We start from the raw sequence: 12,269 nt of genomic DNA, 5'->3' as shown, positions 1-12,269 counted from the left end.
GTGGGATCCCTAGGCAAGCCTGCCCCTGTCTCGAGGCTGGCGAAGGTACTGGCGCCGCGCCGGGGCCTGGTGAGCGGGCTGGGCGTCGCGGTCTTGCTGGGACTGGGCGAGCCGGTCGCCGCCGAGAAAAAGGACGATGCGGCTGACGCGGAGTTTGACCTGTCGGTGCTTTCCGAGCGCGGTCTCGATCCACAGGTGGCCGACTATTTCCGCTCGGCGCCGCGCTTTCGTGAAGGAGCGCAGCGGGTGACGCTGGAACTCAACGGCAAGCGCCTGGGGCTGGCGGAGCTGCGTTTCGACCGGGACGGCGAGTTGTGTTTCACCTCCGGGTTGCTGGACAAGGCCGGCTTGAAGAGGCCCGACGTTGGCGCGGATGCCGATGAGGACGCCTGTCACGCCTTTGTGCGTGAGTACCCGCAGACCCAGGTCATCCTGCGACCCAACAGCGAGGAGGTTGTCCTGCTGGTGCCGACCCAGGCCCTGCGCGGACCGGAGCTCGACAGCGGGGTCTACGCCCGTGGCGGCACGGCCGGACTGCTCAACTACGAGGTGCTGGGTTTCGATACGCGCTCGCGCCAGGGCGGCGGGCGTTTCTTCTCGGCGACCACCGAAGCCGGGTTCAATGCCGGCGACTGGATTGTCCGTAGCCGTCAGTTGCACGTCTCCAATGACGGGCAAGAGCAGACCGAGCATCTGTATGCCTATGCGCAGCGGGACTTCCGACCGTGGCAGACGACCTTCCAGGCCGGCCAGATCAACAGTGCCGGACCGGTGTTTGCCGGGGTCCGGCTTTCCGGTGTGCAATTCATGCCTGATGGCGCGCAACGAGGTCAGGCCGGGCGCGGTGTCCTGGTCGAGGGGGTGGCCTTCGACGCGTCGCGGGTCGAGGTTCGCCAGTCCGGGGCTTTGATCCATACCAGCCTGGTGCCGCAAGGCCCGTTCAGCCTGGGCGGCTTGCCGTTGCTCAATGGCACCAGTGATCTGGAGGTCAGGGTGATCGGCCAATCCGGCGGCGAGCGCCGCTTTGTCGTGCCGGCCGCATCCTTTCCGGGCGCCACGGCGGTCCAGCCCGGTTACTACCTGTCCCTGGGGCGACTGCGCGGCGCCACCGGTCGCGGCGAAGAGCCGCCCTTGCTCGCCACCGGCAGCGGCACCTGGGGACTGGGCGAGGCCACGTCATTCAGCGCCGGGCTGCTGGGCAGCGATGACTACCGTGCCAGCGGCTGGGCGCTCGACAGCCGCCTCTGGCAGCAGGTCGGTGTCGGCCTGCGCAACAGCCTGTCCCATGACACCCGGCGTTCGCTGGCGGGGAGCCAGAACAGCCTGTCGTTGAACAGTCCGTTGGGGGCGGGTGTCGACCTGGACCTCAGTGCCACCCTGCGCAGTGCCGGCTATCGCGATCTGCTGCAAATCGGCGAGGTGGGGCTGGCGGACGATCCCGGCTCACGCTTCAAGCACCAGTACACCGCCGCGCTGGGCTGGTCGGCCCCGCAACTAGGTGGTTTCAGCCTCGGTTACTCGCGCAGTGTGATGTTCGACGGGAGCTTGTCCCGGCGTCTGCACGGCACGTGGAGCAAGAGCTACCGCTACGCCAGCCTGAGCCTCAGCGTGGATTCCGACGTCGGTTCAGGCAGTGGCCGGCATGCCGTCGACTCGGGCCTGGGGCTGCGGTTGGGGGTCAGTGTCCCGCTGGGCGGCGACCGGCGCATCAGCAGCTACCTCAATCGCCGTGGCGAGCGCCTCGATATCGGCGGCGACTACCGCGAGCGGGTCAACGATACCCTCAGCTATGACCTGGGGCTGGAACAGGACCTCAAGGGCGACCGGCAGATCACCCGGGGCAACCTGAACCTGATGCCGCGTTACACCCAGGTCGGCCTGGGGGTGACACGCAGCGACTCCAGCAGCAGCTACAGCGGACATTTGTCCGGAGGCCTTGCGCTGCACGAGGGCGGCCTGACGTTCTCGCCCTACGCGATCCAGGAGACCTTTGGCGTGGTCTCGGTGGGCGATCTTTCCGGCGCCCGGATCACCACGCCCCAGGGGCCGGTCTGGACCGACTTCAGCGGCCAGGCGGTGGTCGCCGGTCTGCCGGCCTACCGCAGCAGCCAGTTGGAAGTCGACACCCGCTCGTTGCCACGGCGGATCGACCTGCGCAACGGAACAAAAAGCCTTGAAGCCGGGCGCGGCTCATTCAATCGGGTGGATTTCGCGGTGGTGAAGGTTCGACGGCTGCTGCTCAAGGTCACTGATGAAAACGCCGAGCCGTTGCCCCAGGGCGCCTCGGTGTTCAGTGAAGACAAGGCCTTCCTGACCACGGTGGTCGGCGGCGGCATGATTTTTCTGAGCGATGTCGAGGCCGGCCAGCGGCTCACGATCAGGCGGGCGGATCACACGGCCTGCACGCTGCCGGTCGAAATACCCGAATCCGCGGACAGCGATCGGCTTTATGAAACGGCCACGGCGGTTTGCCGGGCAAGTCAACCCTATGGAAGACCTCTATGAACTCTCGTGTCCGCGTGGTTTTACGGCGTTGTTGCGTCGCGCTTGTCCTGTTTTCAGCCCCCGCCGGGGCCAATGACTGCACGCTGTCGCTGAGCCAGTCGCAGATCGAACTGGGTGCACTGCGCCCGGGAGCTTTGGCAATGGCGCCCGGCCAGCCTGACCTGTTCCTCGGGACCCGGCGGCTGAGCCTGAATATTGCCTGTCCCTGGCCGACCTCGATGGTGTTGCGGTTCGATGGGCCGGCGGCGGGGCCACAGGCCTTTCGTTTTGATCGCCAGGGGCGTTTCACGGTCGGCCTGAGCAATGCCCGGCTCGACGGCAAGCCGGTGAGTCTGGCCTCGGCGCAGCGTCCGGCCGAGGCCTCTGCCAGCCACCTGATGGCGCCGGGCCAGAGCCTGGTGGTGCTGGCCCGGGACCTGCCGGCCAAGGGGCGGTTTTTCTCGGCGCAGGTGGAGATCGGCACGCACCTGCCGGTCAGCGCGACCCGGGTACGCGACGAGACATCGGTCGAAGGTCGCGGACGTTTCGAACTGCTGCCGGGCGAATAACCATTCAGGCCGGCTGTTCCACGCTGCCGATAAAATTCGCCAGCTCCGGCGTCTGCGGATGGGCGAAGAGGATCTTGGGATCGCCCACTTCATGCACCTTGCCCTGGTGCATGAACACCAGCTTGTCGCCGACTTCCCGAGCGAAGCGCATTTCGTGGGTGACCATGATCAGGGTCATGCCCTCCTTCGCCAACTGGCGGACCACGCTGAGCACTTCATTGACCAGTTCCGGGTCCAGGGCCGAGGTGATCTCGTCGCACAGCAAGACCTTGGGCGACATCGCCAGGGCCCGGGCAATCGCCACGCGCTGCTGCTGGCCGCCGGAGAGACGATCCGGGAAGGCGTCGAACTTTTCCCCCAGGCCGACCCGTTCGAGCATCTGCCGCGCCAGCTCGGCGGCCTTGGCCTTGGGCATTTTCTGCACCACCTGGGGGGCGAGCATGACGTTTTCGCCGACGCTCAGGTGCGGGAACAGGTTGAACTGCTGGAACACCATGCCGACCGTTTGCCGCAGGCTGCGCAAATCGGCGCGGGCGGCGTCCAGGTAGTGACCGTCGACCTCGATCACCCCGTCGTTGATCGACTCCAGTCCGTTGAGGGTGCGCAGCAGGGTACTTTTGCCCGAGCCGCTGCGACCGATGATCGCCACCACCTGGCCTTCCTCGACGCTGAGGTCGATGCCTTTGAGCACGTGGTGATCGCCGTAATACTTATGCAGGGCAGAAACTCTAAGAAGCGGCATGCAGTCTCCTTTCCAGGTAGCGCGCACTGAGGGACAGGGGGTAGCACAGGGCGAAATATCCGAGGGCTACCAGGCCATAGATCGTGAAGGGTTCGAAGGTGGCGTTGGCGAGCATGCCGCCGGTCTTGGTCAGTTCGGTGAAGCCGATGATCGAGGTCACGGCGGTGCCCTTGATCACCTGCACCGAAAACCCCACGGTCGGCGCCACGGCAATGCGCAACGCCTGCGGCAGGATCACATGGCGCAGTTGTTCATACGGGGTGAGCGCCAGGCTCGCCGAGGCCTCCCACTGGCCGCCCGGAATCGACTCGACGCAGCCGCGCCAGATCTCCGCCAGGTAGGCGCTGGTGAACAGCGTCAGGGCGATGGCCGCCGCCAGCCAGGGCGAGATGTCCACCCCGAGCAAGGCCACGCCGAAAAACACCATGAACAGTTGCATCAGCAGCGGGGTGCCCTGGAACAGCTCGATATAGGCCCGGGCGAAACCCCGGGCAAAGCCGTTGTCGCTGATGCGCAGGACCATCACCAGCAGCCCGATCAGTCCGCCGCCGACAAAGGCCGTCAGTGACAGGGCGACGGTCCATTGCAGGCCTGCCAGCAGATTGTTGAGGATGTCCCAGAAGGTGAAATCCATCAGCGGTTCCTCGCGATGTAGCGGCGTCCCAGCCAGTTCAGCAACTGGCGGATCAGCAATGCCATGACCAGGTAGATCAGGGTGGTCAGGGTGTAGGTTTCGAAGGCGCGGAAGTTGCGGGACTGGATGAAGTTGGCGGCGAAGCTCAGTTCCTCGGTGGCGATCTGCGAGCAGACCGCCGAGCCGAGCATGACGATGATGATCTGGCTGCTCAGGGCCGGCCAGACCTTGCCCAGCGCCGGCAGCAGGACCACATGGCGAAAGGCTTCGAAGCGGGTCATGGCCAGCGCCGCCGCGGCTTCCAGTTGTCCGCGGGGGATCGCCTGGATACCGGCACGGATAATCTCCGTGGAATAGGCGCCGAGGTTGATCACCATCGCCAGTACGGCCGCCTGCCACTCGGAGATCTGCAGGCCGAGGGATGGCAGGCCGAAGAAAATGAAAAACAGCTGCACCAGGAACGGCGTGTTGCGGATCAACTCGACGTAGACGCCGAAGATCGCCGCGAAGGGGCGGATCTGCCAGGCCCTGACCACCGCCCCGACAATGCCCAGGCTGACCCCGAGCAAGGTGCCGATGGCGGTCAGCTCCAGGGTGAACAGGGCGCCGCGCAACAGCAGGTCGGCGTTGTGCAGCACCGGCAGGAAGTCGAACTGATAAGCCATGGGGCGGACCTCAGGCAAGCGCGATCAGAGATCGGCCGGAAGCGGTTGCTTGAGCCACAGCTGGGCGTTCTTCTCCAGGCTGCCGTCGGCCTTGGCCGTGGCGAGGATCTGGTTCACTTTTTCCAGCAGCGCCGGTTCGTTCTTGTTCACGCCGACGTAGACCGGCGAGTCCTTGAGCTTGACCTTCAGGGCCGGAATGCGTTTCGGGTTGCGTTCGGCGATGGCGACCATCACCACGTTGCCGCTGGCGATCAGGTCGACCTGCTTGGCCAGGTACGCGGCGATAGTGGTGTTGTTGTCCTCGAAGCGCTTGATGGTCACGCCTTCGGGGGCCACGGCGGTCAGCTCGATGTCCTCGATGGCGCCACGGGTGACACTGATGGTCTTGCCCTTGAGATCGGCCAGGCCGTTGATCGGCGCGTCCGGCGGACCGAACACCGCGAGATAGAAGGGCGCATAGGCCCGGGAAAAGTCGATGACCTTCTCCCGCTCCGGGTTCTTGCCGAGGCTGGAAATCACCAGGTCGACCTTGCCGGTGGTGAGGAACGGAATGCGATTGGTGCTGTTGACCGGGGTCAGTTCCAGCTTGACCTTGAGTTGTTCGGCCAGCAGCTTCGCGGTGTCGATGTCCAGGCCACGGGGTTTCATGTCCGGGCCCACCGAGCCGAACGGCGGGAAGTCCTGGGGCACGGCGACCTTGAGGGTGCCACGGGCGATAATGTCGTCCAGGCCATTGGCGTGGGCGGGGGCCTGGCTCAGCATCAGGCTGGCCAGCAAGGCAGTGAGCAGGGCGCTGCGGCGTTTGGTCATGGCAACTCTCCGAATCCAGAAGGCGATCTCTGTCCGGGGCACTGCACAGCCCATGCCACACTTGCCCCAAGCCGTGCCCCCGCTGCTGTGGCAGGGTTTTTCATGGTCTTACTGGTCTGAACAGTTGCGGGGCTTTCGCACCCTTATCGAGCATGGGTTCGCGGCGTTGAACCAGCGCTGGGCGTGACTTGCCGGATCTTGCCAATAGCTTTACAACTAGCGCTTTCCCGGACTGACAGCTGAAAAAACGATGAATTCGATCTCCCGCGCCGTCCCGGAAGTGGCGCTGCAAGCTATTCGCAAACTGATTGCCGACGAGGGTTTCGGCCCGGGGGACGTGCTGCCTTCGCAGCGCGACCTGGCGCTGCGCCTGGGGGTGAGCCGGGCGTCGCTGCGCGAGGCATTGTCGTCCCTGAGTGCCCTGGGAGTGATCAGCGTGCAACCGGGCAAGGGCGTCTTCGTGCAGGCGCCGGTGGAGTTGGCGCCTGCGGCCGGTGGCCTGGCCTGGCCGTTCGCGGCCCAGGCCTCGGCGGAGGATATCTTCCAGTTGCGCTATGCCCTGGAGGGTTTTGCCGCCGGCCTGGCGGCGGTGACCTTGACCGCCGATGAGCTGGATGCCTTGCAGGACAACGTCGAGGCCTTGCGGCTGGAGCTCAAGGCCGGGGATTTCGAGGCGGCCGCGCGGCTGGATTTCGATTTTCACCGACGCATCCTGCTGGCCAGCGGTAACCAGGCCATGGCCAGTATCCTCAGCGCCAGCGCCGAGCTGTTCCTGGAAAGCCAGAAGTTGCCGTTCATCCGTGCGGAGCGGGCCATGGAAACCTGGCAGGAGCACCGCAAGATCCTCCGCGCCCTGGCGCGTCGCGCCTCGGGGCCGGCACAAAAGGCGATGCAGGAACATGTGCGCAATGCCGCCCTGCGCACCGGTATTGCCTTCGTCACGCCCGGCTGACCGTTGGTATTTGTGTGCGGGGGCCGTATTGGCTATACCCAAACTGATCATTTGTCATAGTTAGACTCAATCAACTGCGGCTTCCTGTACGTAGGAAGGACGGCTATGATGGGCAACGTTTTTTTTGGCTTACAAATCCGGAGACTTCCATGAGCAGCGATCTGATCAAACACGTTAGCGACGCTAGCTTCGACGCTGATGTACTCAAGGCCGAGGGCGCTGTACTGGTCGACTACTGGGCTGAATGGTGCGGTCCCTGCAAGATGATCGCCCCTGTGCTGGACGAAGTTGCCGAGACCTACAAAGGCAAGCTGACTATCGCCAAGCTGAACATCGATGAAAACCAGGAAACCCCGGCCAAGCACGGCGTGCGTGGTATCCCGACCCTGATGCTGTTCAAGAACGGCGAGATTGCCGCGACCAAGGTCGGCGCACTGTCCAAGTCGCAACTGACCGCGTTCCTCGACGCTCACCTGTAAGGTCGGCATCGGCAAAAAAGGCCCCGCAAATAGCGGGGCTTTTTTCGTTGTCAGGGGCTAGACGTTCACAATTGCAGGTGTTACATTCGGCCCCGCACTGGTTTCTCCACTGCCCCCTGCAAGCCGTCGCCGACGCTCTCCTTTTCGAACAAGTACGCGATCCTGTCGCCTTCTCCGCGGCGCGGCCTCATTAAGCCAAAAGCTTAATTTCTCCCCCCTCCATAAATGATTACGTCATTCCTATATGAATCTGACTGAACTCAAGCAAAAGCCGATTACCGAACTGCTCGAATTGGCCGAACAGATGGGCATAGAAAATATGGCCCGTTCGCGCAAGCAGGATGTGATTTTCTCCCTGCTGAAAAAGCACGCGAAAAGCGGCGAGGAAATCTCCGGTGATGGCGTGCTGGAGATCCTCCAGGACGGCTTCGGCTTCCTCCGCTCTTCGGATGCCTCCTACCTGGCCGGCCCGGACGACATCTACGTCTCGCCGAGCCAGATCCGCCGCTTCAACTTGCGCACCGGTGACACCATCGTCGGCAAGATCCGTCCGCCGAAGGAAGGTGAGCGTTATTTCGCTCTGCTCAAGGTCGACACGATCAACTTCGACCGTCCGGAAAACGCGAAGAACAAGATTCTCTTCGAGAACCTGACGCCGCTGTTCCCGACCGTGCGCATGAAGATGGAAGCCGGTAACGGTTCCACCGAAGACCTCACCGGTCGCGTGATCGACCTCTGTGCGCCGATCGGCAAAGGCCAGCGCGGCCTGATCGTGGCACCGCCGAAAGCCGGCAAGACGATCATGCTGCAGAACATTGCGGCGAACATCACCCGCAACAACCCGGAAGTGCACCTGATCGTCCTGCTGATCGACGAGCGTCCGGAAGAAGTGACCGAAATGCAGCGCACCGTGCGCGGCGAAGTGGTCGCCTCGACGTTCGACGAGCCGCCAACCCGTCACGTGCAAGTGGCCGAAATGGTCATCGAGAAGGCCAAGCGCCTGGTCGAGCACAAGAAAGACGTGGTCATCCTGCTCGATTCCATCACCCGTCTGGCCCGTGCCTACAACACCGTGATCCCGAGCTCCGGCAAGGTCCTGACCGGTGGTGTCGACGCCCACGCCCTGGAGAAGCCAAAGCGTTTCTTCGGTGCCGCGCGTAACATCGAGGAAGGCGGTTCGCTGACCATCATCGCCACCGCGCTGGTTGAAACCGGCTCGAAGATGGACGAAGTGATCTACGAAGAGTTCAAGGGTACCGGTAACATGGAACTGCCCCTGGACCGCAAGATCGCTGAAAAGCGCGTCTTCCCGGCGATCAACATCAACCGTTCCGGCACCCGCCGCGAAGAGTTGCTGACTGCCGACGACGAGTTGCAGCGCATGTGGATCCTGCGCAAGCTGCTGCATCCGATGGATGAAGTCGCTGCCATCGAGTTCTTGATCGACAAGCTGAAACAGACCAAGACCAACGATGAGTTCTTCCTGTCGATGAAACGCAAGTAAGTCGAGCAGGGCCGCAAAAGCCGGGGAAACCCGGCTTTTTGCTGTCCGGGTGTTGTTCGATTGCGCGGTATCGGGGCGAACCGGGTAAACTGCCCACCCCGAACGCCACGGATCTACGAGGCTCACGCATGCAGTATCGCGACTTGCGCGACTTTATCAGCGGCCTGGAACAGCGCGGCGAACTCAAGCGCATCCAGGTTCCGGTTTCCCCTGTCCTGGAAATGACCGAGGTCTGCGACCGCACCCTGCGGGCCAAGGGGCCGGCGTTGCTGTTCGAGAACCCCACCGGTTTTGATATCCCGGTACTCGGCAATCTGTTCGGCACGCCCGAGCGCGTGGCCCTGGGCATGGGCGCCGAAGCGGTCAGCGAACTGCGGGAAATCGGCAAGCTGCTGGCTTTCCTCAAGGAGCCGGAGCCGCCCAAGGGGCTCAAGGACGCCTGGTCCAAGCTGCCGATCTTCCGCAAGATCATCGCCATGGCGCCGAAGGTGGTCAAGGATGCGCCCTGCCAGGAAATCATCATCGAGGGCGATGACGTCGACCTCGGCAAGTTGCCGGTCCAGCATTGCTGGCCGGGCGACGTTGCGCCACTGATCACCTGGGGCCTGACGGTCACCAAGGGGCCGAACAAGGACCGCCAGAACCTCGGTATCTATCGCCAGCAGGTGATTGCCCGCAACAAGGTGATCATGCGTTGGCTCAGCCACCGTGGCGGTGCGCTGGATTATCGCGAGTGGTGCGAGAAGCATCCGGGCCAGCCGTTCCCGGTGTCGGTGGCCCTGGGCGCGGACCCCGCGACCATTCTCGGTGCCGTGACCCCGGTGCCGGACAGCCTCTCCGAATACGCCTTCGCGGGCCTGCTGCGGGGTAACCGCACCGAGCTGATCAAGTGCCGTGGCAATGACCTGCAAGTGCCGGCGTCGGCGGAAATCGTCCTGGAAGGTGTGATCCATCCGGGGGAAATGGCCCCGGAAGGCCCTTACGGCGATCACACTGGCTACTACAACGAAGTCGACAGCTTCCCGGTGTTTACCGTTGAACGCATCACCCACCGGATCAAGCCGATCTACCACAGCACCTACACTGGCCGGCCACCGGATGAGCCGGCGATTCTCGGCGTGGCGCTGAACGAAGTGTTCGTGCCGATCCTGCAGAAGCAGTTCCCGGAAATCACCGACTTCTACCTGCCGCCGGAAGGTTGCTCGTACCGCATGGCCATCGTCACCATGAAGAAGTCGTATCCGGGCCACGCCAAGCGCGTCATGTTGGGTGTCTGGTCGTTTTTGCGACAGTTCATGTATACCAAGTTCGTTATCGTCACCGACGACGATATCAACGCCCGCGACTGGAACGACGTGATCTGGGCCATCACCACGCGCATGGACCCCAAGCGCGACACGGTGATGATCGATAACACGCCGATCGACTACCTTGACTTCGCCTCGCCGGTGTCCGGCCTGGGTTCGAAGATGGGGCTCGATGCCACGCACAAATGGCCCGGCGAGACCACGCGTGAGTGGGGCCGGGTAATCGTCAAGGATGAGGCCGTGACCCGACGGGTCGATGCCATTTGGAATCAGTTAGGAATAGATTGATGCGTGTGACCTTGCAGCCGTCCGGCGCCGTGCTTGAGATACGGCCCGGCGAGCGGATTCTCGACGGTGCCCGGCGCCTGGGCTATGACTGCCCGCAGAGCTGTCGCAACGGCAACTGCCATGTGTGCGCCGCGCTGCTGGTGGAAGGGCGGGTCGCGCAGGCCGGTGACGTGCGTGACCACGGCGAGTTCTACACTTGTATTGCCGAACCCCTGGAAGACTGTGTGGTGCTCTGGGATGGCGTGCTCGCGCAAGGAGAACTGCCGGTGCGCAAGTTGGCCTGTCAGTTGATCGAATGCGCCGAGATCGGTGGTGATGTCTGGCGCGTGCGCCTGCGCGCGCCGGCGGGCAAGCCGCCGCGTTATCACGCCGGCCAGTACCTGATGATCGAGCGCGACAACGGTGAGAAATCGGCGTTTTCCCTGGCCTCGGCGCCCCATGCCGGGCGCGATCTTGAGCTGCATGTGCTGGTGCGAGAAGCCAGTGCCCAGGGTTTGATCGAGCAGTTGCGGCGCAACGGCATGGCGCGGGTCGAACTGCCGTTTGGCGATACCCACTTGGCCCAACTGCCCGAGGGGCCGCTGGTGCTGATCGCGGCGGGTACCGGCATGGCGCAGATGAACAGCCTGATCGAGCATTGCCGTTCCAGTGGCTTCCAGTACCCGGTGCACTTGTACTGGGGCGTGCGCCGGCCCGAGGACTTCTACACGTTGGAGCATTGGGAGGAGTGGAAGCAACTGCCGAACCTGTTCCTGCACAAGGTGGTCAGTGATCTGTGTGGCTGGGAAGGGCGTTGCGGGATGCTGCACGAGGCGGTCCGCGAAGACATTGCCGACCTGTCTGGGGTGAGTGTCTATGCCAGCGGCTCGCCGGCGATGATCTATGCGACGCTGGATGCACTGGTGAACGCCGGGATGGATGCACATCAGATGCGTGCCGATGTGTTTGCCTACGCGCCCAGGCCTTAGTGCCTGGCGTTTGATTCTTCTGCGCCTGTTCCATCGCCTTCGCGGGCAAGCCCTGCTCCTACAGTACGGCGTCGACTGCAGATTTTGTGTACGACACAGAACTGTAGGAGCAGGGCTTGTCGGGACGCCGTATCGCCGCGAAGAGGGCTTCAAGACCGCTGCAAATCCCTCAGAAACGCACCCCGGCGGTAAGCATCGCCGCATTAAAACCCAGTAACACCACCTCCGCCGCCACCGGCCCATAATGCGCGCCGACGGAAGGAATGATCACCGGCGCAACGCCCAGGTGATTCAGCGGGATCTTGTCGCGATATTCGCCTTTGTATCCCTGAAGTAAGCCACCTGTGACTTTCAGGTACACCGGATAGTCGGCGCTCTCGAAGCGTTTACCCGCATAGGCGTAATACGAACGCTGGCTGAACGAGTTGCGAAACGTCGCCGCCCCATACAGAAATCCCGAAGCGTCATTGCGCTCCAGGCCGATCAGGTCCTGGTGATTGTTGTGGTCCGGGTCCGGTGAGAAATGGCGGGTGAAGACGCTGGTTTGCAGGTACCAGAAGCCCTTGTCAGCCGCGTCCGAATCGTTCGACGCCCAGGCGCTGGGCGCCAGCAGAAACAGGCACAGGGCCTGGATAAGGAGTGATGGGTTCATGGTCATTGGCCCCTGGTGAAACCGTAGCGATTGAAGTAGGCGGCCGTTATACGTAAGTCCAAATCGGATTATCAGATCGTGGCCTCTGAAATATCTGTAGGGGTTTTCCCGTACGCGATGTTTAGCTTATCGTTATATGATTTTGATATTTAATTTATTTTTTACATAACATTAGGCTATATGCCCATCGGACCACCGGCTTTGTATCTGCCAAT

The 12,269-nt window shown here is 63.0% G+C and carries 12 protein-coding genes; 7 read left to right on the top strand and 5 right to left on the bottom strand.

Annotated features, from left to right (window positions below):
* Both M5C71_RS29110 and M5C71_RS29105 read left to right on the top strand, forming a co-directional pair.
* Positions 1-2,505, top strand: coding sequence for a fimbria/pilus outer membrane usher protein (locus M5C71_RS29110; protein ID WP_248769355.1), 2,505 nt, complete (start codon positions 1-3; stop codon positions 2,503-2,505).
* Entirely contained in the window at positions 2,502-3,053 is a 552-nt protein-coding gene (locus M5C71_RS29105) for a hypothetical protein (RefSeq protein ID WP_248769354.1), read from the top strand. The genes M5C71_RS29110 and M5C71_RS29105 overlap by 4 nt, the downstream gene beginning before the upstream one ends.
* Before the next feature lie 4 nt (positions 3,054-3,057).
* On the opposite strand, the gene M5C71_RS29100 is transcribed toward M5C71_RS29105, so the two are convergent.
* Genes M5C71_RS29100 through M5C71_RS29085 form a run of 4 tightly spaced genes read right to left on the bottom strand, consistent with a single transcriptional unit; the run spans position 3,058 to position 5,904 of the window.
* Positions 3,058-3,795 (bottom strand): amino acid ABC transporter ATP-binding protein, encoded by a 738-nt coding sequence (locus M5C71_RS29100; RefSeq protein WP_177100881.1) that lies wholly within the window; start codon positions 3,793-3,795, stop codon positions 3,058-3,060.
* Complete coding sequence (locus M5C71_RS29095; RefSeq protein ID WP_177101013.1) at positions 3,782-4,432, bottom strand: amino acid ABC transporter permease; 651 nt, start codon at positions 4,430-4,432, stop codon at positions 3,782-3,784. The genes M5C71_RS29100 and M5C71_RS29095 overlap by 14 nt, the downstream gene beginning before the upstream one ends.
* Complete coding sequence (locus tag M5C71_RS29090) at positions 4,429-5,094, bottom strand: amino acid ABC transporter permease (protein ID WP_100942099.1); 666 nt, start codon at positions 5,092-5,094, stop codon at positions 4,429-4,431. The genes M5C71_RS29095 and M5C71_RS29090 overlap by 4 nt, the downstream gene beginning before the upstream one ends.
* A gap of 24 nt (positions 5,095-5,118) precedes the next feature.
* On the bottom strand, positions 5,119-5,904 hold the full coding sequence (locus tag M5C71_RS29085) for a transporter substrate-binding domain-containing protein (protein WP_100942098.1): 786 nt from the start codon (positions 5,902-5,904) through the stop codon (positions 5,119-5,121).
* A gap of 250 nt (positions 5,905-6,154) precedes the next feature.
* Between M5C71_RS29085 and M5C71_RS29080 the strand changes: the two genes are divergently transcribed.
* The 5 genes from M5C71_RS29080 (at position 6,155) to M5C71_RS29060 (ending at position 11,402) form a co-directional block, all read left to right on the top strand.
* Entirely contained in the window at positions 6,155-6,856 is a 702-nt protein-coding gene (locus tag M5C71_RS29080; RefSeq protein WP_103496081.1) for a FadR/GntR family transcriptional regulator, read from the top strand.
* A gap of 149 nt (positions 6,857-7,005) precedes the next feature.
* Positions 7,006-7,335, top strand: a complete 330-nt coding sequence (trxA, locus tag M5C71_RS29075; RefSeq protein WP_103496082.1) for a thioredoxin TrxA — start codon at positions 7,006-7,008, stop codon at positions 7,333-7,335.
* 244 nt (positions 7,336-7,579) lie between these two features.
* Positions 7,580-8,839: a transcription termination factor Rho gene (gene rho / locus M5C71_RS29070; RefSeq protein WP_100942095.1), complete on the top strand. Its 1,260-nt coding sequence runs from the start codon at positions 7,580-7,582 to the stop codon at positions 8,837-8,839.
* A gap of 128 nt (positions 8,840-8,967) precedes the next feature.
* On the top strand, positions 8,968-10,434 hold the full coding sequence (gene ubiD / locus M5C71_RS29065; RefSeq protein ID WP_103496083.1) for a 4-hydroxy-3-polyprenylbenzoate decarboxylase: 1,467 nt from the start codon (positions 8,968-8,970) through the stop codon (positions 10,432-10,434).
* A complete protein-coding gene (locus M5C71_RS29060) occupies positions 10,434-11,402 on the top strand; it encodes a CDP-6-deoxy-delta-3,4-glucoseen reductase (protein WP_248769353.1) in 969 nt (322 codons plus the stop codon). The genes ubiD and M5C71_RS29060 overlap by 1 nt, the downstream gene beginning before the upstream one ends.
* Before the next feature lie 169 nt (positions 11,403-11,571).
* Here M5C71_RS29060 and M5C71_RS29055 read toward each other — a convergent pair whose 3' ends face one another.
* A complete protein-coding gene (locus M5C71_RS29055) occupies positions 11,572-12,054 on the bottom strand; it encodes a sn-glycerol-3-phosphate transporter (protein WP_248769352.1) in 483 nt (160 codons plus the stop codon).
* Between the last annotated feature and the right edge of the window lie 215 nt (positions 12,055-12,269).

Source organism: Pseudomonas sp. MWU12-2345, assembly GCF_023242385.1.
Taxonomy (GTDB): domain Bacteria; phylum Pseudomonadota; class Gammaproteobacteria; order Pseudomonadales; family Pseudomonadaceae; genus Aquipseudomonas; species Aquipseudomonas gingeri_D.
The sequence above is the reverse complement of the archived record's forward strand: the minus strand, read 5'-3'. Positions and strand labels throughout refer to the sequence as shown.